Source organism: Treponema pedis, assembly GCF_017161325.1.
Lineage (GTDB): Bacteria > Spirochaetota > Spirochaetia > Treponematales > Treponemataceae > Treponema_B > Treponema_B pedis.
Genome location: NZ_CP045670.1, coordinates 1764767 through 1789285, shown reverse-complemented (window position 1 = coordinate 1789285; position 24519 = coordinate 1764767). Strand labels below are relative to the sequence as shown.

15 protein-coding genes and 3 pseudogenes are annotated in these 24519 nt (G+C 37.5%); 15 read left to right on the top strand and 3 right to left on the bottom strand.

All coding sequences use genetic code 11. The annotated features are described in order from the left end of the window. Nucleotides 1-141 precede the first annotated feature (141 nt). From polA to DYQ05_RS08180, 5 genes and pseudogenes are all read left to right on the top strand, one after another. Nucleotides 142-2961, top strand: coding sequence for a DNA polymerase I (polA, locus tag DYQ05_RS08200; RefSeq protein WP_206183232.1), 2820 nt, complete (start codon nucleotides 142-144; stop codon nucleotides 2959-2961). Nucleotides 2962-2967: 6 nt separating this feature from the next. Next, the gene (locus tag DYQ05_RS08195) at nucleotides 2968-3618 is read left to right on the top strand and encodes a dephospho-CoA kinase (protein ID WP_206183231.1); all 651 of its coding nucleotides are present in this window, start codon (nucleotides 2968-2970) and stop codon (nucleotides 3616-3618) included. A 3-nt stretch (nucleotides 3619-3621) separates the two neighbouring features. Continuing rightward, nucleotides 3622-4482 carry an SPOR domain-containing protein gene (locus DYQ05_RS08190; protein WP_020965522.1) on the top strand — a complete coding sequence of 287 codons (861 nt, stop codon included), beginning with the start codon at nucleotides 3622-3624 and terminating at the stop codon, nucleotides 4480-4482. A gap of 375 nt (nucleotides 4483-4857) precedes the next feature. Further along, nucleotides 4858-5475, top strand: coding sequence for a hypothetical protein (locus DYQ05_RS08185; RefSeq protein ID WP_020965521.1), 618 nt, complete (start codon nucleotides 4858-4860; stop codon nucleotides 5473-5475). A 363-nt stretch (nucleotides 5476-5838) separates the two neighbouring features. Further along, nucleotides 5839-8290: pseudogene (locus DYQ05_RS08180) on the top strand (glycogen/starch/alpha-glucan phosphorylase). 50 nt (nucleotides 8291-8340) lie between these two features. Here the strand turns inward: DYQ05_RS08180 and DYQ05_RS08175 are convergent. Both DYQ05_RS08175 and DYQ05_RS08170 read right to left on the bottom strand, forming a co-directional pair. Beyond that, entirely contained in the window at nucleotides 8341-8940 is a 600-nt protein-coding gene (locus tag DYQ05_RS08175; RefSeq protein ID WP_024469710.1) for an SAM-dependent methyltransferase, read from the bottom strand. Between the two features lie 28 nt (nucleotides 8941-8968). After that, on the bottom strand, nucleotides 8969-9946 hold the full coding sequence (locus DYQ05_RS08170) for a D-2-hydroxyacid dehydrogenase (RefSeq protein WP_206183230.1): 978 nt from the start codon (nucleotides 9944-9946) through the stop codon (nucleotides 8969-8971). 151 nt (nucleotides 9947-10097) lie between these two features. Here DYQ05_RS08170 and DYQ05_RS08165 point away from each other — a divergent pair, with 151 nt between their 5' ends. The 5 genes and pseudogenes from DYQ05_RS08165 (at nucleotide 10098) to ettA (ending at nucleotide 17158) form a co-directional block, all read left to right on the top strand. Continuing rightward, the gene (locus DYQ05_RS08165; RefSeq protein ID WP_206183229.1) at nucleotides 10098-11603 is read left to right on the top strand and encodes a hypothetical protein; all 1506 of its coding nucleotides are present in this window, start codon (nucleotides 10098-10100) and stop codon (nucleotides 11601-11603) included. A 153-nt stretch (nucleotides 11604-11756) separates the two neighbouring features. Then, a complete protein-coding gene (locus tag DYQ05_RS08160; RefSeq protein ID WP_252723554.1) occupies nucleotides 11757-12776 on the top strand; it encodes a S66 family peptidase in 1020 nt (339 codons plus the stop codon). Between the two features lie 65 nt (nucleotides 12777-12841). Continuing rightward, the gene (locus DYQ05_RS08155) at nucleotides 12842-14377 is read left to right on the top strand and encodes a glycoside hydrolase family 5 protein (protein ID WP_206183228.1); all 1536 of its coding nucleotides are present in this window, start codon (nucleotides 12842-12844) and stop codon (nucleotides 14375-14377) included. A 243-nt stretch (nucleotides 14378-14620) separates the two neighbouring features. Next, nucleotides 14621-15340 carry an acyl-[acyl-carrier-protein] thioesterase gene (locus DYQ05_RS08150; protein WP_194077472.1) on the top strand — a complete coding sequence of 240 codons (720 nt, stop codon included), beginning with the start codon at nucleotides 14621-14623 and terminating at the stop codon, nucleotides 15338-15340. Between the two features lie 68 nt (nucleotides 15341-15408). Further along, a pseudogene (gene ettA / locus DYQ05_RS08145) lies at nucleotides 15409-17158 on the top strand (energy-dependent translational throttle protein EttA). Between the two features lie 114 nt (nucleotides 17159-17272). Here the strand turns inward: ettA and DYQ05_RS08140 are convergent. Beyond that, on the bottom strand, nucleotides 17273-18448 hold the full coding sequence (locus DYQ05_RS08140; protein ID WP_024467690.1) for an MFS transporter: 1176 nt from the start codon (nucleotides 18446-18448) through the stop codon (nucleotides 17273-17275). 170 nt (nucleotides 18449-18618) lie between these two features. On the opposite strand from DYQ05_RS08140, the gene DYQ05_RS08135 reads away from it, so the two are divergent. From DYQ05_RS08135 to DYQ05_RS08115, 5 genes and pseudogenes are all read left to right on the top strand, one after another. Beyond that, the gene (locus tag DYQ05_RS08135) at nucleotides 18619-19776 is read left to right on the top strand and encodes an NAD(P) transhydrogenase subunit alpha (protein ID WP_024465737.1); all 1158 of its coding nucleotides are present in this window, start codon (nucleotides 18619-18621) and stop codon (nucleotides 19774-19776) included. Beyond that, nucleotides 19773-20063, top strand: a complete 291-nt coding sequence (locus DYQ05_RS08130; protein WP_024467688.1) for an NAD(P) transhydrogenase subunit alpha part 2 — start codon at nucleotides 19773-19775, stop codon at nucleotides 20061-20063. The genes DYQ05_RS08135 and DYQ05_RS08130 overlap by 4 nt, the downstream gene beginning before the upstream one ends. After that, nucleotides 20063-22068: pseudogene (locus tag DYQ05_RS08125) on the top strand (NAD(P)(+) transhydrogenase (Re/Si-specific) subunit beta). Before DYQ05_RS08130 ends, DYQ05_RS08125 begins: the two are co-directional and overlap by 1 nt. Nucleotides 22069-22168: 100 nt before the next feature. Beyond that, entirely contained in the window at nucleotides 22169-23023 is an 855-nt protein-coding gene (locus DYQ05_RS08120) for a hypothetical protein (protein WP_206183227.1), read from the top strand. Between the two features lie 52 nt (nucleotides 23024-23075). Further along, complete coding sequence (locus DYQ05_RS08115; protein WP_020965506.1) at nucleotides 23076-24485, top strand: MBL fold metallo-hydrolase RNA specificity domain-containing protein; 1410 nt, start codon at nucleotides 23076-23078, stop codon at nucleotides 24483-24485. Nucleotides 24486-24519: the final 34 nt, after the last annotated feature.

Sequence of the window (24519 nt, the reverse complement as noted above, 5' to 3'; positions counted from 1 at the left end):
TTTTATCGTATAGCAGTTATTATACACTGCTGCATATAAATTGTAAAGTATATTGCAAAAATGAGTATTTAAAAAATATACTTTAACCGTTTAAATCCGAAGCCCTATTTTTTTTATCCCTTTTGTGTTATACTTTGTAACATGGCAAATAAAACGGAAAAATCTCCCATTTATATCTTAGACTCTTACGGGCTTATTTACCGCTCGTATTTTGCATTTCTTTCAAGACCGCTTACAAACAGCCGCGGCGAAAATGTATCCGCACTTTACGGATTTTTTAAAAGCCTTCATGTTATTTTAAAGGAATATAATCCGAAGCTTTTTATTGCAGCCCTCGACTCGAAAACCCCTACTTTCAGGCATAAACTATATTCGGAGTACAAGGCCACGCGGGATAAAACTCCGGAAGATTTACACAATCAAATCGACAAAATAGAAGAAATATTAAAAGCTATGAATTTGCCGATAATACGTTGTAACGGATTTGAAGCGGATGATATTATAGCCTCGGTTTGCGCAAAGGCAAAAACCGAAAACAGAAAAAGCGTTATAATTTCAGGCGATAAGGATTTAATGCAGCTTATAGGCGGCACCGTAACTATGATAAAACCGGGCAAGGTCAAACCTTGGGAGCCTTGCGGCAAAGATGAAGTAAAAGAGCAATGGGGAGTCGAACCCGAACTGATGCTGGATTTTCTTTCTTTGATAGGAGATTCCTCCGATAACGTACCCGGTGTAAAAGGAATAGGACCTAAAACGGCGGCGACCCTTTTGGAAGAATACGGGGATTTGGACGGAATATTTGCCAATATAGAAAAATTAAAAGGCGCCGCTAAAAAAAAGCTGGAAGAAGGAAAAAAAAGCGCATATTTTTCGAAAGAATTGATTAAACTTAATACGGAAGTTCCCATAGACGAACCTCTCGATTTTTATTCCGCCGAAAATTTAAATTATACGGAAGCCGCCCGCCTTTTTATAAGCGAAGAACTTCCGAATATTGCACGTATTTATTCGGAAAATAAAAATACCGACCTTTTAAGTACGACAGAAAAAAAACAGGGCGGCAAAGATGAGATTAAAAAAGAGTTCATAAATGAAGCGGAACTTTTACCGGCGGAGCTTTCGGAAACGGAAGCCGTAGACCTTCCGCAAAACAGCGGAAATTACAAATGTATAAACGACTCGAAGGAGCTTTTTAAAATAATCGATAATGCAATTACCCAAAAAATTGCCGCTTACGATTGCGAAACTACGAGCCTTAATCCGCTTGACACCGAAATTTGCGGCTTTTCAATTGCTTTAAAAACGGGAGAGGCTTTTTATTTCCCTTTAAAGGCTCCAAGTCCGGAACTTGGAGAAGAACAGCCTGAACTTATTTCTTTTCAAGATGCAAAAAAGGCCGTTTCAAAATTATTTTCTTCAAACATAATGCTGGTAATGCACAACGGAAAATTCGATATTGAAGCCGCCTTTTGTACCCGGCTCAGCACGGGTTTTAACTGTACCCTTTTTGACACAATGGTGGCGGCATGGCTTTTAGACCCGGCCCGCTCTTCTTACGGAATGGATAAACTCGCGGAAAGCGTTTTAAAAGTAAAAACCCTTCACTTTAACGACCTTGTAAAAAAAGGTGAAAATTTTTCCTCCGTTCCGTTGGAAAAGGCCGGCTTTTATGCGGCGGAAGATGCGGACATAACCTTACAATTTTACGAAAAATTTTCACCTCTTTTAAAAAAGAATAACTTTGAAAAACTTTTTTATGAGTTGGAAATGCCTATAACCCTTCTTCTTGCAAAAATGGAAATCGAAGGTATCCATATAAAAAAAGAAGAACTTGAAATTTACTCCAAAGAGTTGGGAATCGAAATAGAAGAAGCTGAAAAAGACATCTACCGTCTTGCAGGCCATGAATTTAATATTGCTTCTCCGAAACAATTACAGGAAGTATTGTTTACCGAAAGAAAACTAAAACCGGGTAAAAAAACAAAAACGGGATATTCTACCGATACTTCCGTTTTAGAAGAATTGGCGGCCGAAGACCCTATTCCTGCAAAAATACTGGATTATCGGGCACTTACAAAATTAAAATCCACTTACACGGACGCTCTTCCCAAGGCTGCCGATTTAAATAATAGAATTCATACCAGCTTTATACAAACCGGAACCGCAACCGGAAGACTTTCAAGCCGGGAACCTAATTTACAAAATATTCCCATACGCGGAAACGAGGGAAGAAGAATCAGAGAAGCCTTTCAAGCCGAAAAAGGAAACGATTTAATTTCCGCCGATTACTCTCAAATAGAACTTGTGCTTTTAGCCCATCTTTCAAAAGATAAAAATCTTACCGGAGCCTTTAATTCAGGTATAGACGTTCATGCAAAAACCGCAAGTCTTATTTTCGGAACCGAAATAGACAGGGTAGACTCCGATATGAGGCGTATTGCAAAAACAATAAATTTCGGAGTTATGTACGGAATGAGCGCTTTTAGACTTTCAAATGCCTTACGAATTCCTCGAAGACAGGCGGCGGAATTTATTAAAGCTTACTTTGAAACTTATTCAGGCGTTACGGAATTTATGCAAAGCATTTGTGAAGAAGCGGAAAAAACCGGCAGTGTTCAAACAATTATGGGCAGAAGGAGATTTTTACCTACAATTAACAGTAAAAACAAGGTGGAAAAAGCCTCTGCCGAACGCATTGCGGTAAACACTTCGATTCAAGGTTCCGCTGCCGATATTGTAAAAAAGGCGATGATTGAAGCTGATAAGGCTATAACGGAACAAAAACTTGAGGCAAAAATTCTTCTGCAAGTTCATGATGAACTTATTTTAGAATGTCCTGAAAAAGAAACGGAAATCGTTAAACGGCTTGTAAAAGAAAAAATGGAAAACGTAATAAAACTGTCCGTACCTTTAAGAGTGAGCATAGAATCGGGAAAAAGGTGGGGAGATTTTCACTAGCCGTTTATGGAAACATTTAAGGAAAATAAAGAGCCTGTTTTAATAGGTCTTTCAGGAGAATCCTGCGCGGGAAAAAATGAAGCGGCTTTAATTTTACAAAAACAGGGCTTTTTTTGTATTGATGCCGATAAAATTTCCGCTAAAATTTTCCGAAAAAATGAAGATAAAATTTTTCATCTATTTAAAAACGAAGCTGAAAAAAAAGGAATTAGCTTAAAAAATGAAGAAGGGAAATTCGATAAAAAAAAATTCGCATTGTTGGTTTTTTCCGATTCCGCATTATTAAAAAGGCAGGAAGATTTTATTCTTCCGGAAATAGAAAAAGAAATACGGGAAAAAATACTCACAGCCTTTAAAGCCTGCCCTTCCCGTCCGATTGTCTTAAACGCTCCCACCTTGCATAAAACAAGTTTGGCAAAAGAGTGCAAATTTATTTTTTATATAACGGCACCGAAAATTGTAAGAATATGGAGGGCGAAAAAGCGGGACTGGCTTCCGTTAACGGAGATTTTTGCAAGATTTTCAAAACAAAAAGAATTCTTTTCTCAATACTTTTGTTTAAATGCCGATATAGTAATAGTAAAGAACTTAGGCAGTTTTGCAAGGTTTGAACAAAAACTTTTGCAGGAACTGAAAACAAAAGGCTTATTGAGGTAGTCTATGGAACAAAAGAAAATTTTATGGGTCGTAGTTTTCGTATCGGCTTTTATTTTAATCATTTTCGGCGCAGCTCTTTATTTATATGCCCCTTTTAGAAATAAAAGCACAATGAATGCATCGGAAATTGCCGATTTGGGAAGGATTCAAACGGACTCTGAAAAAACCGATATAGATCCGGTTCAATGGAGCAGAGACCCATCTTCCATTCCGCCTTTAGAAACGGAAACCTCTCCTCCGGTAAATATTATAAACAACAATTATACTTATGTAAACGGTGAAACCCAGTCGTCCAAAGAAGACGGCTCCGTAAACGTAAGCAGTTTAACCGATACGGAAAAACCGGAAAGGGAAACGGCAGCTCTGCCTGAAAGTCTGGCAAAAGAAATCAACCAGGCCGCCGGCAATGCTTCTGCAGAAAAAAAAGAAGCGGATTTAACCGTAAAAAAAGCTGCAACCGGAGTTACGGCAAAAAAAGGAACTCTTGCAATATCGGAAAAAAAAGCCGCCGATAAAACAAAGCAAACGGTAAAACAAAATACGCAAAATAAATTGCCGTCCAAATCCGTTACTAAAACTTCAAAAACGCAAAACACCCTTTCTAAAAAAACGGTAGAAACAATTTATTGGGTGCAAACGGCCTCTCTTACAAGCAGAATAAATGCGGAAAATGCCCGCGATACTCTTACCGCAAAACATATGAATGCGGAAATTTTTACTAAAGAGACGGCTACCGGTATTACACACCGGGTACGTGTAGGGCCTTTTAAAAATAAAACCGAAGCCGACTATTGGCTTAAAAGGGTACGCGAAATAAAGGGCTTTGAAGGAAGCTATGTTTCGCAAGATAGAAAAAAAGAGTAAGCTTTTATTTACCGATACTTTTAAACTTATATTGAAAACGGCGTAAAAACAAGGGTTTATGCGCCGTTTTTATTTTTACTCTTATTCTACAGGATTATTTTTTAATAATCTTAAATATACATCAGTTTTAACATAAAGCATTGATAAAATTAACATCAGGATTGACAGAAAACAGGGAATATTATACAATTCAACTAAGAGATTAGTATGTGTTATAATATTATTCCAGATCCAACCGATGAACAGGTTACAAAGTGTAAACGGCTTGACGGCAATTTAAATATTCCTTTAAAAAAAATCATATACAGATACGGTCGATTCCTATCAAACTATTGACGGATAATTAATACTAAAACAAAAAATACGGGAGAAAATATGAATACTGATTTTTTTGATGCATTAAACCGAATAAGGGCGGAAAAAGGATTCCTTTCGTTAGATGAACTTATCAAATTGCAAGAAAACGGAAATATAATCTTCGACCCTTTTTCTACGCTGATTTCATCCGATATCGAAATAGGTGCGGAAAACATATTTTATCCTGCTTCCGTTTTTATTGCTGTAAACGGCGGCAAAATAAAAATAGGTAACGCCAATACCTTTGCAGGCGGGGGCTTATTCGTAGCCGATAAGGGCAATCTTTCAATCGGAAGCAATAACTATTTTGGAGACGGTCCTATTGTGATAAAAGCAAATTTTCCCGATTCAAACATTACGATTAAAAACTATTGCAGAGTTGTAATAGGCGCTCAAGTTTTCGGTAAAACCTATATCGGCACCGGCTGCCAAATAATAGGCCGTATAACGGTACAAGATTGTTTTCTTGAAGACGGAAATTCGTATGCATCTGCCGACCCTGATTTACGCGGGGCTGTTTTAAAAGGTTTCGGAACAGCCAAAGGATTAAAACTGAATACGGGTTATGTAATTAACGGACAAGGAAATTTTACCGCTGAGAATATAAAAAAACAATCATACTTTCATAACAAGTAAAATAATATTTTATTTCATACTAATAGTATTAAGGAGTCTTATCTATGTTCAAAGGTGTATTAGAGCGCATTGCCGTCATCGGAGAAAACGGTGCGGGTAAATCCACCTTTGTAAAAAGATAAACCTCTAAAAACTTCACTTTTTAGAGGTTCCCTTTAATATTTTCAAGTCGAATTTTATTTATAAATTGAGGAAAAATTCTTAAAAACCCGTATTTTTTTTAATTTTTTGCTTGACAAATCCGTAAAATGTGATACACTATAGATTAAGGAAATGTGAGTATCCGCGATGCGGTTCAAAGCACAATTTTTCCTATAAGGGGCATGACTTCATGTCCCTTATTTTTTTAAATTCGGGGGAGCTATGTTTATTTCAAAACAGGAGTTAAAAGACTCCATCGTTCGCAGACTAAAAAGAAATTTCAGTAAAAACTTGGAGCAGGCTTCAAGGCGAGAAATTTACGATGCCGCGGCAAGTACCGTCATGGAAATCATTCAATCGGATTGGATAAAAACTTCAAAAGCTCACGAAAAAAAAGGTATACGCCAAATGTATTATTTTTCCGCCGAATTTTTAATGGGAAGAGCTCTAATAAATAATATGAACAATATGAAACTTACCGCAACAATGGAAGAGATTTTAAAAGAGCTTTCGGAGCCTCTTCCCGTTATTGAAGAAGAAGAGCCTGATGCAGGTTTGGGAAACGGAGGTTTGGGAAGGCTTGCCGCCTGCTTTTTGGATTCTCTTGCAACTCTGGATTATCCCGGACACGGATACGGTATACGGTATAAGTACGGAATGTTTGAACAACATATAGAAAACGGAAAACAAGTTGAATATCCCGACCGCTGGCTTTTAGCACGCGACCCTTGGGAAGTCCGCAAAGACGATTTAAAAGTAAAAGTTTATTTCGGCGGAACACCGGTTTCGAGAACTTCAGAAAGCGGAAAACTCTATTACGATTTACAAGGTGCGGAAGAAATAATCGCCACTCCATACGATATGCCGATTGTAGGTTACGGAACAAATACAGTAAACCGTCTGCGTTTGTGGGAAGCCTCTTCCGATAACGGTTTTGACTTATCTCTTTTTAACGGTATGGAATATAACAGAGCCTTTCAAAAACAAATTGATGCCGAAAGTATTTCCTGTATTTTATATCCCAATGATTCCGGTGCTCTCGGAAAGGCCTTACGGTTAAAACAACAATACTTTTTTACTTCTGCAAGCCTTCAGGATATAATCCGCTCCTTTATTCATCGAGAAGGAACCGATTTTTCAAAATTAAAAGATTCAATTGTTATTCAGTTAAACGATACTCACCCGGTTGTCGCAATTCCGGAGCTTATGCGTATTTTAATGGACGATTACCATTCGGAATGGGAAGAGGCTTGGGAAACGGTAAGTAAAGTTTTCGCTTATACCAATCACACAATACTGTCGGAAGCTCTGGAAAAATGGGACATTGAAGTTTTTCAAAAACTGCTTCCGAGAATTTATCAAATTGTTGAAGAAATTAACCGCAGATTTTTAACAATGCTTAAAGAAAAATATCAAGGCGATTGGGAACGGCACAACCGCATGGCTATTTTAGCAAACGGGAAAGTATATATGGCGCGCTTGGCAATTGCGGCCTGTTTTTCGGTCAACGGAGTTGCGGCTCTTCATACCGAAATCTTAAAGACAACAGGAACTGCGCGAATTTTACGAATTATTCCCTGAAAAATTCAATAACAAGACAAACGGCGTAACTCAAAGACGCTGGCTTTTAACGGCTAATCCTCTTTTAGCGGAATTTATAACAAAACACATAGGTTCAGGCTGGATAAAAAATTTATCGGAACTTAAAAACCTTGAACGGTTCGTAAACGATAAAAAAACCTTGGACGAATTTATCGAAATAAAGCGAAAAAATAAAATCCGTCTTGCAGAATATTTGGAAAAAACTCAAAACGTTTTTATTAATCCCGATTCAATATACGATATCCAAATTAAACGTCTTCATGAATATAAAAGACAGCTTTTAAATATCTTGCATATTATATCAGTTTATAACCGCATTCTAAACGAACCGTCTTACAATCCCCTCCCCCGAACCTTTATTTTCGGAGCAAAGGCGGCGGCAGGTTATAAACGTGCAAAAGATATTATAAAACTGATAAACGCAGTTGCGGACAGAATAAACAACGACCGCCGCGTTACTGGAAAATTACGAGTGGTTTTCGTAGAAAATTACAGAGTATCCGTTGCCGAAAAACTTTTTCCGGCTGCCGACATCTCGGAGCAAATTTCTACGGCAGGAAAAGAAGCTTCAGGCACGGGAAATATGAAATTTATGATAAACGGAGCTATAACACTGGGTACTTTGGACGGAGCAAATATAGAAATTGCCGAAGAAGCCGGAATCGAAAACGAATTTATCTTCGGTCTTAAAGCCTCGGAAATTCATAAAATGGATACTGAAAATTCCTATAACCCTAAAAAGTATTTAGAGGAAAATCCCGAGCTTGAAAAGGCCGTAAACTCTCTTATTGACGGAACATACACTCTTCCGGGAGAACAAACTTTCCGGGAAATTTATGATTCGCTTATAAACGGAGTTGAGGGACAGAGACCGGACGTTTATTATGTTCTTGCCGATTTTACCGAATATCAAAAAATTCATGAAAAAGTTATTGCGGAATATTACGATAAATACGCTTGGGCAAAAAAAGCCCTTTTAAATATAGCCCGCTCAAGTAAATTCAGCTCCGACAGAACTATAGAAGAATATGCCAAAGAAATTTGGAAGCTGAAAAAACTTACCGTGGACTAAAGCGGAGTGAAAATAAATATCGGCCGTACAAACACTCAATTGAAAGATGTTTAATTTCCTTTAAAGCCCAAACCTATCAAATAAGTTTCAAAACTTGAACTCCGGCAAGCTTCAGGCTTAAAGGAACGTGCGGTTTTAAAAAGTTTTTTCAATTCATTTAAATGAATTTGCTGCTCTCCTCCCTGAAAAATCTTTACAACAAAATTTCCGCCGTTTTTCAATTGCTCTTTTGCATAGTAAATTGCAAGCTCAACAAGACCGGAAGAGCGGGCCGTATCTACCGTTTTATTTCCCGTAGTTGCAGGAGCGGCATCGCAAATTACGGCATTATAAGGCCCCAGTTCTTTTACCGCCTTTACTATATTTTTATTAAACATATCGCCTTGAAAAAAATGAAGGCGTTCATCATAAACGGAAGAATCCAGAGGTTTTAAATCTACCGAAGTAACCGAACCTGAGGAATTTAAAAAACGTAAAACATAAACCGTCCAACTGCCGGGAGCCGCCCCCAAATCCAACACGGAATCGGAAGCGGAAAACAAATTAAATTTTTTATTTATTTCTTCAAGTTTATAAACGGAACGTGCCGGATAATTTTCCGAAAATGCTTTTTTCGACCAATAATCCGGCTCACTGTATTTATTTGCCATAAATTTTAAATCAATCCTTAAAATCGGCTTAAAGCCCCGTGTTTACCCTATTTACCGGTTTACCTTCAATAAAAGCGCTTAAATTATTAACGGCAATTTCCATTAAGCGGCTTCTCGCTTCAAGGGTTTGCCATGCTATATGCGGTGTTATAGTGCAATTCGGAGCCGAAAGAAGAGGGTTATCTTTAGAAGGAGGTTCAATACTTAAAACGTCCGAGGCATAACCGGCTATGCGTTTTTCTTTTAAAGCCTGCGCAACGGCTTTTTCATCCGCCAGGGGGCCGCGGCCCGTATTTACTATATAAACATTGGGCTTTACTTTTTTTAATGCTTCTCCGTTTAAAATATTTTTCGTTTCATCGGTTAAGGGACAATTTAAACTGATAATATCGGAAAGTTCCAAAAGCTCGGTCAAATTTACCTGTCTTGCGCCTTCCAATCCCTTTATCTTTTTTTCCGAACGATTTACATAAACAACATTCATATTCATTGCAAGAGCTATTTTTGCAACCGCCTGACCTATATTGCCGAAACCTATAATACCTACAGTTTTAAATGAAAGCTCATGAAGCGGAAAACTGTGATAACAAAAATGCTCACAAGCCGTCCATTTACCTTTTAAAACCTCATCGCTGTGTTCCTGTATATGCCAATAAAAATTAAAAATAAAGGCAAATACCGCTTGTGCCACACTTTCCGTGCTGTAAGACGGGATATTCGTTACACAAATACCGCGGCTGCTTGCGGCACTTATATCCACAACATTATAACCTGTTGCCAAAACTCCTATGTATTTAAGTTTAGGAAGGGAGGCTATAACCTCTTTTGAAAAAACGACCTTATTTGTAAGAACCGCATCCGCTTCTTTTGCTCTGGCCGAAACTTCTTCAGGCAGGGTTTTATCATATACTTTTAAATTGCATATTTTTTCAAGATTATCCCAAGACAAATCTCCGGGATTTAACGTATATCCGTCTAAAACTACAACATTTAATTTTGAATTCATAAAAACAAACTCCTTATTTAAGTTATAATCTTCAATCTATGTTACAATCCTTTACCGACATTGTACCACAAAACATTTTTTTTTTAAATATGTACATATTTTTTTTTCGGAATTTTTATACAAATATCAAAAAATTCCATATATAATAAGTATGAAGAAAAAAATAAAATTTACAAAAATCTTTCGGGCAATAACTGCGGCAATTTTTCTTTGCTTCCGAATAAAAACTTATACCGAAAATACAGACGGAATGACGAAGTTTTTTATTGAGCAAACGGTAAAATATCCCGGAAACTATGACCTTATAACCGGAGCCGAAACGGAATTTTTTGAAATTAACGCACACTTAAAAACGGAGAATCCTTTACCTAAATTTCAGCTTAACTTGGACGGTTTTTCGGCAAGATTTTCTCCCATTTTATATAGAGAAAGAAAAAAGAACATCCCTGCCCTATCCTTTTTTTTCGGCTCTCTTAACAAGGCGGCATTTTTAAACTTATTTTCGGCACCGGTATTTACCGTACAAAAACCGTCTTCCCGAGGAATAAAATTTTTTCCGAAACATTTTGTAAGCTGTTCAACTTCAAAAAAAGATACAAGCTGCGCAGCGGAACTGAGTTTAAAAAATTTTAATCTTCTTCTTTTAGCGGAAAAGGAAGCGAAAATAGAAAAAGCGGATATTCACTTATGTGCCGCTTATAAAATCGACGATTTAACGGACGGTAATATTTCTTTAGGTTTAGCTTTTTATTCTTCATTTTTTCCGGACGCTTATTCAAAATTTTATTCCGAAAGTAAACGCTATAACGGACTTTATTCCGGAGAAATTATTTTTTCTGCAGAAACGGATTACGGAGAATACTCGGTACTCGGCTTGGGCAGCTTAGCCGTTCCGAGTAAAAATTCAAAGCAGGGTTTATCCGCAAATAAAATAAAACCTTCCATTGCGGGCAGAATCGAATTCGATTTTTTTAAAGATTATGCGGGTTTCGATGCAGGGATAAGTTTAAAACAAAAAGATTTTTCGGGTGTAAAAGGTAAAACACAAAAAGAAGTTATCGCAGGCTTTTTCCGGCCTAAAATAATAATCGATATTTTCAAACTGGAAGCGGTATATAATTTTTCAAAACAATACGAGAAAAAAATGCAACATAAACTTGAGTATTTTCATTCAGGCGGACTCGATTTAAAAATAGGGAATTCCAATTATATTTTTAAAACCGGTATGTTTTATGAAAATACGGAATGGGATTTTACCGCAAAATTCGAAATAAGAAAACTTAAATTTTGGCAAGACGTATTTATTTTGGGAACGAAATTCACATTTGAAAATAAAGAAAAAAATCCTTTTATAATAAGAAATTATTCCGTAAATTCTTCTTTTAAAATAAATTTCGGTAAGGATATAAAAGCCGGAATTGAAGGAGAACTTAGCCAAAAAAATATTTCCGCAGTTAAAACTCATAAAATAAATCATAAAATAAAAGTTAAAAAATCTTTTATCGAATGGCAAAAACTTAAAGCGGAAGGAGGTTTATTTTTTGAAGCGGTAAAAGAATTAAAACGGTTCGAGCATTCCGTAAAAGCCGAAATTAAATTTACCGCCGAAAAGCCTTTTTATAACCTTGTTTTAAGATATAAAATCAAAATCAAATAAGGTAATAAATACTTGAAGAATCCGAAAAAATATGAGATAATAAAAGGCAAGGTTTAAACTGCTTCCATATGTTAAAACAAAGGGAAAGCCTTTATAAATGAAATCTGCCGCCTAACGGTAAAAATTCGGAGATAAAATAAATGGTAAAAAAAAATTGCAATTATAAGCCTTTCCAGAGGCTTACTCGGAGAATCTTTCATTAAGCATGAGCTTGAAATAGGAATGAAAAGACTAAAAGATTACGGACTTAATGTTATTATTACTCAAAATGCACTTAAAGGTATGGATTTTCTTGAAAAAAATCCTAAGGCTAGGGCTCAGGATTTACTTGATGCATTTAATGACAAATCAATCGATATGATTCTTTGTGCAATAGGAGGAGATGATACTTACAGACTTCTTCCGTATCTTTTTGAAAACAATGAACTGCAAAACGCGGCCGCGAACAATTCAAAAATTTTTCTCGGATATTCCGATACAACAATAAATCACTTTATGCTTTACAAGGCGGGAATCAACACCTTTTACGGTCAGGCGTTCCTGCCCGATATCTGCGAGCTTGAAAATGAAATGCTTCCTTACACAAAAAAATATTTTGAAGAACTTCTTAAAACAGGAACAATAAAGGAAATACGTCCCAGTGATGTATGGTACTCGGAACGAAAAAATTTTGACGAATCTCAAATCGGTATAAAAAGAATTCGGCATAAAAATCAAGGATTTGAGCTTCTTCAAGGGAGTCCGGTTTTTTCAGGAAAAATACTGGGCGGCTGTATTGAAAGCATATACTGTATTTTTGATAATTCCCGCCATAATGATACCGTAGAATTATGCGGCAAATATAAACTTTTTCCGGAAATCGAAGATTGGAAAGGGAAAATTCTTCTTTTGGAATCCAGCGAGGAATTTACAAAACCGGAGCTTTACAAAAAAATGCTTATAAAATTAAAAGAAACCGGAATTTTTGAAGTTATCGGCGGCGTACTTGTCGGAAAGCCTATGGACGAAGTATATTATGATGAATATAAGCGGCTGCTTGTCGAAACAATCGGCAATGTAAATTTACCTATTGTTTATAATGTAAATATAGGACATGCGGCTCCGAAATGTATTATTCCTTTCGGTATCGATTCAATTGTGGATACCGAAAAGCAGTTGATTCGATTTAAATAACGGAGCGCAATAAAGTTTTTACAATAGTTCAGTTTTAAACTTTTTCCTTAAAGGCCGGACATAACATGAAAACAAAAACAACATTAAAACCTTTATTAACCGTATTAATGGTAGCGGTCCTTTTATTTCCGCTTTTTGCAAAGGAACCTCTTTCCGTAAAGAAAATTCCTAAAGTAAACAAAACTCTGCCGTTTTCAAAAGGAATTAACCTAACCTTATGGCTTGAGCATTGGGACGATATTTATGCAACCTTTCTTTACGACAAACAGGACTTTATCAATATAAAAAGTTTGGGAGTCGAAGCTGTAAGATTGCCTATTCATTTTGAAAAATGGAATTTCGGAGAGCCCGATTACATTCTTGAACCCTATATGCTTGATTTATTGGATAAGGCCGTTATATGGACAAAAGAATTAAAAATGTATCTCATAATAGATTTTCACAATGACTGCGGACACGGAAGTAAAACCCCTGCAAATATTGAAAAAATTTTAACAAGGGTATGGGAACAAATTGCAACCCGATATAAAAATGAAGATAATCATATTATTTATGAAATAATGAATGAACCGCATATACCCGACCCGTCAAAAGCTAAAACCGAGCCTTGGGCTATGGATACTGAAAAATGGGGAAAAATTCAAAACAATATTATCAAGATTATCCGTTCAATCGATTCAAAACATGCAATTGTTGTAGGAGGAGGAGATTATAATTCGATTGAATCAATGCTTACACTTCCCGAATATGACGATGACAACTTAATTTATACCTTCCATGATTACAGCCCGTTTATGTTTACACACCAGGGAGCGGAATGGACTTATATTCAACGCATACAGAACGTTCCCTTCCCTTATGTAAAAGAAAAAATGCCGCCGCTTCCTTTAAATCCTACCAAAAATGAAAAACGGATTTATGAAAGCTACGAAGAGGATTCCGATGAAGATGTTTTATGCGAACCTCTTAACAAAGCCGTTGAATTTGCAAACGAAAGAAACGCATATTTATTATGCGGAGAATTCGGTGTATATATGAAATATGCGAATCCGCAAGAGCGGGTTAACTGGTATAAACTAAAAATTAAATGGATGGACGACAGAAATATTTCAAGATTAAGCTGGGATTATACAGGCTCCAACGGTTTATTTATTTCAACAACGCAAATCGACTTTCCGAAAGATTTAAATATTCCTTTAGTAAAAGCTATGGGTTATAAAATTCCGAATAAACAACATCAACGGTATTCGTGGATTGATAATGCAAATAAAACTTACGATTATTCAATATACAAAAACGGCCTTGCAAAAGGCTTGGCTCTTTCTTCATGGTCTGAAACTGCAGTATACGGCTCCAAGATTTTCGCGAAAGATAATAATTCAAATGAAACATATCTTTCTCTAAAAAACGCTTCCGCATATTCTCATATAAATATTATTTTTAAAAAAATTACCGATTTTACTCCGCTTAAAAATAAAAATGCCGAATTGCAATTTTATATAAGGACAAAAGAACCGGATTTTAAAGCCGAAATATTTTTTAAAAATTCGGAGCTTAACGGCCGGCCGTGGCGTGCATATATTTACCTCAATAAAGGATAATGTTAAACCCGACGGATTATGGCACTTAATTTCGGTTAAGTTATCCGAAATGAAAGACGACGGCGCATGGGACGATAATAATAAAAAAATGGTATAACGGAAATGGAGAATTCCGTTGGGCGGATATCGAAGCTTTAATAATTTCCGCAGGGAAAAGTAAAAATAATCAAAGTTTCGATATTAAAGACATTAAAATAGTATTTTAACGGGTTACACAAATAAAAAATTTTATGGGAGAAAAAAATGATTTTTAAAGAAACATACCGTCCGGTTATTGAAGATTTTACAAAAGAAGGAGAGCTTAGCCTTTTTGCAGTTTTAAAAATATTTGAAAATATAGGAAACAGTCATTCCGATACCGCAGGCGACGGCGTTTTTAAAAATGACGGAAGCTCAACGGCATGGGTTCTTACGGAATGGCAAATTGAGGTCGATTCATTTCCTATGTACAAAGATAAAATAAGAGCGGAAACTTGGTCGGAAGAGCTGAAATCTCCTCTTATTGCAATAAGAGATTTTCTGCTTTATAAAAATGATTCAATATGTATAAAGGGAAGTTCAAGATGGGTATTACTGGATTTAAAAAAGGAACGTCTTTGCAAAATAGAAAAAACTCTTCTTGATAAATATAATCCGGAAAATAAAACCGTCTTCGGTGAAGAAAAACTGAAAAAAATAGAGCTGCCTGAAAAATTTGAAATAGAAAAAAGAATAGCCGTACGGAAAAGCGATTTTGATTTTAATAATCATATTCATAATCTCATATATCTTAATTATGCTTCGGAAACGCTTCCCGACAGTATTTACGAAATGCAAAAATTTAAAAAATTGAGAATTACATATAAAACCGCAATAAAATCGGATAAAGAAGTTATAGGAAAATATGCTGACAATAACGGTAAAAAAACAGTATGTATTTACGATTTAAACGGACAACTGAAAACCGTACTTCAATTTGAATAAGATACTTTAATATGTCCCGCTAAATAAAACCTCTTGCTTTTTTCCTTATTCTTTGCTAAATTGTTTTTATGGCAAAAACAATCGACGATAAAAAAATAATTTACACAATGGATAGGGTTTCGCGCACGCACGGAACAAAACAGGTTTTAAAAGATATAAGCCTTTCTTATTTTTACGGAGCAAAAATAGGAGTTATAGGTTCAAACGGTTCGGGAAAGTCGAGCTTACTCAAAATTATGGCCGGACTCGACAACGATTATACAGGCGAAGTATCCTCTTCTCCGGGTTACACTATAGGCTATCTTGAGCAGGAACCGCAGCTGCAAAGCGGAAAAACCGTAAAAGAGGTTGTTTCGGAAGGTGTGCAGGAACTTGTAGATTTACTTGCGGAATTCGATAAAATAAATGAAGCCTTCGGAGACCCCGATGCGGATATGGATAAACTTATGGAAAAGCAGGCTAAAATTCAGGAAAGACTTGATGCCGAAGATGTTTGGAATTTGGACAGCCGACTTGATTTGGCAATGGAAGCCCTACGCTGTCCGCCTGCCGATACCGTTATAGACGTCCTTTCCGGAGGTGAAAAACGAAGAGTGGCCCTTTGCCGCCTTTTACTTCAAAAGCCAGATATTCTTTTATTAGATGAAGCCTACAAACCACCTTGATGCCGAAACCGTCGCTTGGCTTGAAAGACACCTTCATCAATATGCCGGAACAATTATCTGCGTTACTCACGACAGATACTTTTTGGATAATGTTGCAGGCTGGATTTTAGAGCTTGACCGCGGAGAAGGTATTCCTTGGAAGGGAAATTATTCAAGCTGGCTCGAACAAAAACAAAAACGCTTAGCCCTTGAAGAAAAAGGCGAAAGCGAAAGACAAAAGATTTTAAAAAGGGAGCTTGAATGGATTGGAATGAGCCCTAAAGGAAGACATGCAAAAAGTAAGGCCCGTATAAATGAATACGAAAAACTTTTAGCCCAAGGCTCAAAAGAAAAAATTAAAGATTCTCAAATTACAATTCCGCCTGGCCCGCGTTTGGGTAATTTAGTAATAGATGTAAAGAATGCGGCAAAATATTACGGCGACAGGCTTTTATTCGATAAGGTTAATTTTTCAATTCCCGCCGGAGCAATTGTAGGTATTATAGGTCCTAACGGAGCGGGAAAAACCACTCTTTTTAAAATGATTGTAGGAGCGGCAGGTTTTGAAACTCCTGAAGGAGCCGAACAGAAAAAGCAAATAGTAAAACCCGATGAGGGGGAAATAAAAATAGGAGATTCCGTAAAACTTTGCTATGTAGACCAAACACGGGAAAAGCTTGATTCAAATAAAACCGTATGGGAACAGCTTTCGGACGGACAGGATATAATTAAACTGGGAGCCGCAGACGGTTCTTCCGCAGTACGCGAAATAAATTCAAGAGCTTATTGTTCGTGGTTTAATTTTTCGGGGCAAGACCAATCACGCAAGGTCGGTGTACTTTCGGGCGGAGAACGAAACAGACTTAACCTTGCTATGATGCTTAAAGAAGGCGGAAACGTTTTAATGCTTGACGAACCTACAAACGATTTGGACGTTACGACTCTTAGAGCCTTAGAAGAAGCCTTAGGAACATTTGCTGGCTCCGTCCTTGTTATAAGCCACGACCGATGGTTTTTAGACAGGGTTTGCTCTCATATTCTCGCCTTTGAAGCGGACGGCGAAGTCGTTTGGTATGACGGCAATTGGTCCGAATATGCCGAATGGCGTAAAGAAAAATACGGGAAAGATGCCGATACTCCGCACCGGGGTGTTTACAGAAAACTCGAAAGATAAACTCTTAAAAAGGAGCCTCTAAAAACGTAAGTCTTTAGAGGCCTACTTAAAATACAATTTGAGGTGTTTTTAATAACAGCCGGTTTATAAAGAATTAAATCGCTATAAAATTTTCTATACTGACTTAAAAATATTTTTTGCCGCAAAAAAGTACAAAATCATTCCGATAAAAGGGAAAAAGCTGAATATTATAAAAAGCGCTCTATAACCTGCAAATTGAATAATATAACCGCCTGCAATACTTCCGATTATATAAGAAAGACCAGCAGCAACAACGCTGTACATAGTCATACCCAGTGAAGCGGCCTTTTTAGGTGCATGTGAAGCGCAAAAAATAACCGCCGTCGGATGAAAAAGCCCGTAATTTAAACAATGCATAAGCTGAGCCGCAACAGCCCCGCCCAAAGACGGAAAAACGGCGTATGTCAGATTTCTTATACCTATACTGAATAAAGCCGCGGGTATAAGTTTTTCCACTCCGAATTTCCCTATAATTTTTCCGGATAAAAACATAACGGGAATCTCCGCCATCGCCGAAAGAGCCCACAGACCCGCATACGATTTCAAGTGAAGATATTCTTTTGCATAAAGTGAAAAAAACTTTTGAGAAGGAACCAATCCGAAAAAACCGAAAGAAATTAAAAATAAGCCGAACCAAAAAGTCTTTGAAAAAGACTCTTCATTGTTTCCTTTAGAAAATAAAGTTTGAAATAATTTTTTTTTACCGTCATTGTTTAAACCGCTATTATGAACAGGGACAAAAATATTCGGGATAATAAAAAGGGAAAACACATAAAGCATACCCGAAATAAAAACACTTAAAATAATGGAATCGGTATTTTCACCGTTTATAACGGTACTGAAATGTAAAAATACCGTTATACAAACAAACCCGAAGGAGCCTACAGCTCTAATCTTACCGTAGTTTTTTTTATCCCGACCCAATTGTTTTGATGTAAAAGTATCCGTTATGGGAACAAGACCCTTTATCCCCAAAGAAAAAAGACTTAACGAAGCGGCTGCAATAAAAAAAGACGGGAAAAAAGTAAAAGGCAGCAAAGCGACGCTCATTATTACGCCCAAAACAATCATAACCGCTCCGTATTTTCCGTTTTTATCTACCGCCGTACTTAAAAAAAGAGGCAAAATAACTCCTGCCGTTTCAAAAATACCTAAAAGAATTCCTACCTCTCCCGTCCCGTATCCTATGCTTTTAAGCAAAACAGGAAGATATGTATTTACAATTCCGTAAACGGCGAACAATAAAAAATAATTAACTCCCAAAGCCATTTTAAATGTATAGTTAATTTTTTTCTTACTGTCAATAACCCGTCAAAACATTTGCAAAACGAAACGGCTTAAAGTCTTTCCACTTGAATGTAAGCCCTTATTATTGTATAATGCCTTTATTGCGAGTACGCATAAATAAACTTTTATTCCGTACTCCTAGGAGGATTTTTATGATTATTGGTATTCCTAAGGAAATCATGCATGGAGAAGACCGTGTTGCAGCAACCCCTGAAACATGTGCATCTTTAGTTAAAGACGGACACAAGGTTTTTGTAGAAAAGGGAGCAGGTTTAGGCTCTTATTTTCACGATGCCGAATACGAAAAAGCCGGCGCCGAAATTATTTCGGACGTAAAAAAACTTTTTGCCGATTCCGAGCTTATCTTAAAGGTAAAAGAGCCTCTTCATAATGATACTCTTGGCTGCCACGAAATTGATATGATGCATAAAGGGCAATATCTGATTACCTTTATCCACCCTGCAGCGCCCGTAAACCACGAAATGGTAAAGAATATGGCAAAACAAGGCGTTATTTCTTTAACCCTGGACGGAGTTCCAAGAATTTCACGTGCTCAAAATATGGACGCTCTTACTTCGATGAGTACCTGTGCAGGCTATAAGGGTATTTTAATTGCCGCAAATCTCCTGCCGCGCTTTATTCCGCAGATTTTCTGTGCCGTAGGTATGATTAAACCTATGAATGTGTTGATTGTAGGAACGGGCGTAGGAGGCTTACAAGCCCTTGCAACCGCAAAACGATTGGGTGCCGTAACTTATGCCGCGGATATTCGTCCCGCAGCCCGTGAACAGGCTCAATCCTTGGGAGCAAAAATTATCGACTTAGGTGTTCCGGAAAACGAAGCTATAGGAGAAGGCGGATATGCTCTGCATCTTAAACCGGAAACTCTTGCAAAGGAAAGAGAAATGCTGGCTCCTCATCTTAAAGATATGGATATTGTTTTCCTTTCAGCTTTGGTTCCCGGAAAATTGGCTCCTATTATTATTACCGAAGAAATGGTAAAAACAATGAAACCCGGGTCGGTTATAGTGGATATTTCAATCGACCAGGGCGGAAACTGCGCTTTAACTCCTGCAGGAACCGTAGAGAAAAAGCATGATATTCACCTTGTAGGTATTAAAAACATACCCGGTCTTCTTCCCTCAAGTTCAACATGGATGTTCGCACAAAATATTGCAAATCTTGCACGCTATCTTATTAAAAACGGAAAAATCGAGCTTGACAGAAATGACGATATCGTTAAAGGAATTCTTACTACTATTGACGGAGAAGTCGTTCACAAAGGCGCTCGGGAGGCTATGGGTATATGAGTTTAGAACTGATACTTGTTCTTGTCTTCATCGTAACGACCCTTATCGGTTACAAACTTATAAAAAACGTACCGAGTCTCTTGCATACCCCGCTGATGTCCGGAATGAACGCTCTTTCCGGTATTACTATTTTGGCAACTATGACGGCTACCGCCGCCGCAGTTGCAACGGGAAGCAAAATATTCGGACTTTTGGGTATTGTTTGTGCAACCGTAAACGTTGTAGCGGGGTTCGGTTTAACCGACAGAATGCTTAAAATGTTTAAAACCGGAAAAGAGGCGGAATAATGAGCGATACTCTTTATTACATAATTTGTACCGTACTCAGCTTAGGCGTTCTTTTGGGAATAAATATGATGAGTAAGGTAAAAACGGCGGTAAGCGGAAACCGTTTCAGCGCTGTTTGTATGCTTATAGCCGTTTGCGTAACGCTTTATAAGTACAATATTTTTTCTTCCGCTTTTATGTGGATAGGCTTGGGTTTAGGTACGCTGATAGGAATTATTCTTACAATAAAAGCGGAAATGATTACCATGCCCCAAACCGTAGCTCTCCTTAACGGGCTGGGCGGAGCGGCTTCGGCAGTTGCAGCGCTTCTTACACTTGCAGCAATAGACGGAAAAACCACCGTATTTGCAATCATTACGGGCGGAATAGCCTTAGCTGTCGGAGCATTAACTTTTTCAGGCAGTTTAATTGCCGCAGGAAAATTACATAAACTCCTGCCTCAAAAACCCATAGTCTTGCCGTATCATCAGGCCCTTACGGTTTTAACCTTTTTAGGCATGACGGCCTTTATTGTATTTTTACCGTTAAAGATTGAAAGATTATCGATAATTATGCTTTCCTTTATCGGACTTGCCGTAAGTTTTTTATTCGGAGTTTTCTTTGCCGTACGCGTAGGCGGAGCGGATATGCCCATTACAATTTCGCTTTTAAATTCAACCTCGGGTGTAGCAGCCTCAATTGCAGGTATGGCAATAGGAGATATTCTTTTGGTTTCGGTAGGAGGCATAGTAGGAGCTTCGGGACTTTTATTAACTCAAATTATGTGCAGGGCAATGAACAGAAGTCTTGCCGCTATCCTTTTCAGTAAGGCCTCATCTCCTTCAAAGCCTATAAAACAAGGCCAAACTTCTTCAGAAAGCCTTACAAAACGGGAAGCTCAAAAAACGGAAGACGAAAAACCCGGTTCCGAAAATGAAATCGGCTCTTGGTTCGGCGAAGCAAAGGATATTATAATTATTCCGGGCTACGGAATGGCTTTATCTCAAGCTCAAGGCCTTGTAAAACAGCTTAGCGATAAACTTGAAGGAATGGGAAAAACGGTACGCTTTGCAATTCACCCCGTCGCGGGAAGAATGCCGGGGCACATGAACGTACTTCTTTGCGAAGTGGACATTCCCTACGACAAACTTTACGAAATGGAAGCTATTAACGGAGAGTTTGAAAAAGCCGATTTAGCCGTTATTATCGGAGCAAGCGATGTTGTAAACCCTGCGGCGAACACGGCGGAAGGCACTCCCATTTACGGAATGCCCGTTTTAGCTGCGGATAAGGCGAAAAAACTGGTTATCTGTAACTTCGACTTACAGCCCGGTTATGCGGGAGTTCCCAACCCTCTGTACGAGCCTAATGAGAATATCATACTTCTTTTAGGAGATGCAAAGGACAGTATTGCCAAAATACTTAAAAGCCTTTACGGAAAATCTTCTTCAAGTAAAGAAGAGCTAAAACCTTCCGAAACGGAAAAGCCTATAAACGAAACACGGACTAAGGGTTCCGAAAATGAAATCGGCTCTTGGTTCGGCGAAGCAAAGGATATTATAATTATTCCGGGCTACGGAATGGCTTTATCTCAAGCTCAAGGCCTTGTAAAACAGCTTAGCGATAAACTTGAAGGAATGGGAAAAACGGTACGCTTTGCAATTCACCCCGTCGCGGGAAGAATGCCGGGGCACATGAACGTACTTCTTTGCGAAGTGGACATTCCCTACGACAAACTTTACGAAATGGAAGCTATTAACGGAGAGTTTGAAAAAGCCGATTTAGCCGTTATTATCGGAGCAAGCGATGTTGTAAACCCTGCGGCGAACACGGCGGAAGGCACTCCCATTTACGGAATGCCCGTTTAGCTGCGGATAAGGCGAAAAAACTGGTTATCTGTAACTTCGACTTACAGCCCGGTTATGCGGGAGTTCCCAACCCTCTGTACGAGCCTAATGAGAATATCATACTTCTTTTAGGAGATGCAAAGGACAGTATAAATAAGATTTTAGAAAAACTGTACTGAAATAAAAAAGGCCTGCTCTTGCAGGTCTTTTTTATTGTAATTATATAACATAAATTCGCCTCTTTACAATTTTCCTCTTTAATTGTATACTGCTTTTAATATGACGATAGCAGGAAGAAACAAGGCAAGACTTGCCGCAATTTTTATCATATTATTTATTTTTCTTATAGCGGCGGCGGCGATTTTAAGCATTTTAACAACGGGAAAATTAGATTCAAATGAAATACGGTTATTAAAAAACGAAACCGTACCGGCTTCTATGCTGCCGGAATTTTTATATAATTTACAATTTGTAAAATACAGTCCTGCCGCAGTATGTTTCGGAATTTTCGCCTGCTCAACCTTTTCCCTAACCTTATTGATTTATATATATTTTACATTTAAAAAAACACATGCAATAGAAATTTCCTTTTTTCTTGTATTTATATTTTCAATAGGCTTTGAAAGTTTACGCCTTATTTTTCCTTCTTATAACTTTTCCGGTATAGCATTGGAAAATATAGCCTTTATCTCGCGGCTGGTTTATTTTTTCAGACTGGCGGGTATAATAGCCCTTTTTATAAGCGGAATATTTGCAATAAAAATAATTACACGGCAGATTTTTTATGTAATGTTTTTCGGAGCCTTTATTGCTTTTTCAATTGTTATTTCCATACCCGTAAATAATTTTGCCATTAACAAATACTTTATTGCAGATATAAAATATTCATATTCTTATACATTTATTATATGTGCCATAGCAATACTTGCCTGCATTAACTACTTTTTCGTATACATATTAAAAAATTCAAAAGAATACTTAAAAGCATCTATTATGCTTACAGTCATTACCGTAGGACACTGGTTTTTACTTTACACTTCTTCATTCTTAAATTTAATTATAGGGGCAGCCCTGTTTTTAACCGGTACCGTTTTTTATACAAAAAATATACATAATTACCACCTTTGGGAATAATTTTTTCTTTTCCTGTTGATTTTTCCGCATTTATAGTGTATTCTATAAATATATGGCAATAAAGATTTATTCACTTGGAGCAGCCGAAGAAGTAACAGGTTCAAAACATATTTTAGAAGCGGACGGACGTAAGTATTTAATCGATTGCGGAGCCTTTCAGGGGAAGCGTGCGGAAGCGGACAAAAAAAATAGAGATTTTAATGTTCCTGCAAACGAATTGGAAGCTGTAATATTAACTCACGGTCATTATGACCATTGCGGACTTTTACCGCTTTTAGGAATACACGGATTTAAGGGCAACATCTACTCTACTCCCGCCACCCGCGACATTGCAAACTTGGTTATGATGGATTCTGCGCGTATACAGGCACGCGACAGAGAATTCCTTGCAAAACAAGCCGCCAAACGCGGAGAAACCTTTACATGGCAGCCTTTGTTTGACGAAACTGATGTTATAAAAACCATAAATCAATTTATAACAGTTTCATATTATAGACCCGTATGGATAGGAGAAAACGTTAAACTTGAATTTTTTGACGCCGGGCATATTTTAGGTTCCGCTATGGCCCTTATAACAGTAAAAGATTCAACAGGGAAAGAAGTAAAAATCGCATTTACGGGAGACTTGGGAAGACCAGGGAAACCCATAATCCGCGACCCGGATATTATTCCGCAAGCCGATTATATAGTTTTGGAAAGCACTTACGGTAACCGCCGTCATGAAGAAACGGATAACGCTTTAAATATTCTTGCGGAAAAAACAAAGGAGCTTGCATTACAAAAGGGAAAAATGATTATTCCGGCCTTTGCCGTAGAAAGGACTCAGGAAATAGTTTATTATTTTCATCTTCTAACCGACCAAAAAATCATTCCTGATATCCCGATTTATGTCGATTCTCCTATGGCGGTAAATGCAACGAGTATTTTTCAAGTACATCCTGAATGCTATGACATGGAAACTCATAAGGCTTTTTTAAGTCATCATAAAAACCCTTTCGGGTTCAACTCGCTTAAATTCATTACAAGCGTATCGGAATCCAAACTGTTAAATGAAGTTGACGGCCCTATGATTATTATAAGTGCGGACGGAATGTGCGAATTCGGCCGTATTACGCACCATCTGGCAAATAATATTGAAAAACCTTCTACAAAAATAATGCTTGTAGGATTTATGGCTGAAAATACGTTAGGAAGAAGACTTCAAAACCGTGAACAGGAGGTAAAGATTTTCGGAGAATGGAGGCAAGTCAGAGCGGAAATTTTACAGATAAACGCTTTCAGCGCCCATGCCGATTATTTTGAAGCAACGGAATGGCTTAAATCTTTGGATACCTCAAGTTTAAAAAAGATATTTTTGGTTCACGGAGAACCGGAAGCGCAAAAATATTTCGGAACTTATTTAAAAGATAACGGGTTTAAAGATGTACAAATTGTAAAATACAAGGAAACTTACGATTTGTAAAAGTTTTAAATTTAACGTATTTTAAAACTATAAA

What these genes read in the sequence shown, in the direction of transcription:
- DYQ05_RS08115 (WP_020965506.1), top strand. Translation starts at nt 23,076, where the DNA reads ATGGCAATAAAGATTTATTCACTTGGAGCAGCCGAAGAAGTAACAGGT.
- DYQ05_RS08130 (WP_024467688.1), top strand. Translation starts at nt 19,773, where the DNA reads ATGAGTTTAGAACTGATACTTGTTCTTGTCTTCATCGTAACGACCCTT.
- DYQ05_RS08195 (WP_206183231.1), top strand. Translation starts at nt 2,968, where the DNA reads ATGGAAACATTTAAGGAAAATAAAGAGCCTGTTTTAATAGGTCTTTCA.
- DYQ05_RS08140 (WP_024467690.1), bottom strand. Translation starts at nt 18,448, where the DNA reads ATGGCTTTGGGAGTTAATTATTTTTTATTGTTCGCCGTTTACGGAATT.
- DYQ05_RS08175 (WP_024469710.1), bottom strand. Translation starts at nt 8,940, where the DNA reads ATGGCAAATAAATACAGTGAGCCGGATTATTGGTCGAAAAAAGCATTT.
- DYQ05_RS08165 (WP_206183229.1), top strand. Translation starts at nt 10,098, where the DNA reads ATGAAGAAAAAAATAAAATTTACAAAAATCTTTCGGGCAATAACTGCG.
- DYQ05_RS08135 (WP_024465737.1), top strand. Translation starts at nt 18,619, where the DNA reads ATGATTATTGGTATTCCTAAGGAAATCATGCATGGAGAAGACCGTGTT.
- DYQ05_RS08170 (WP_206183230.1), bottom strand. Translation starts at nt 9,946, where the DNA reads ATGAATTCAAAATTAAATGTTGTAGTTTTAGACGGATATACGTTAAAT.
- polA (WP_206183232.1), top strand. Translation starts at nt 142, where the DNA reads ATGGCAAATAAAACGGAAAAATCTCCCATTTATATCTTAGACTCTTAC.
- DYQ05_RS08190 (WP_020965522.1), top strand. Translation starts at nt 3,622, where the DNA reads ATGGAACAAAAGAAAATTTTATGGGTCGTAGTTTTCGTATCGGCTTTT.
- DYQ05_RS08155 (WP_206183228.1), top strand. Translation starts at nt 12,842, where the DNA reads ATGAAAACAAAAACAACATTAAAACCTTTATTAACCGTATTAATGGTA.
- DYQ05_RS08150 (WP_194077472.1), top strand. Translation starts at nt 14,621, where the DNA reads ATGATTTTTAAAGAAACATACCGTCCGGTTATTGAAGATTTTACAAAA.
- DYQ05_RS08185 (WP_020965521.1), top strand. Translation starts at nt 4,858, where the DNA reads ATGAATACTGATTTTTTTGATGCATTAAACCGAATAAGGGCGGAAAAA.
- DYQ05_RS08120 (WP_206183227.1), top strand. Translation starts at nt 22,169, where the DNA reads ATGACGATAGCAGGAAGAAACAAGGCAAGACTTGCCGCAATTTTTATC.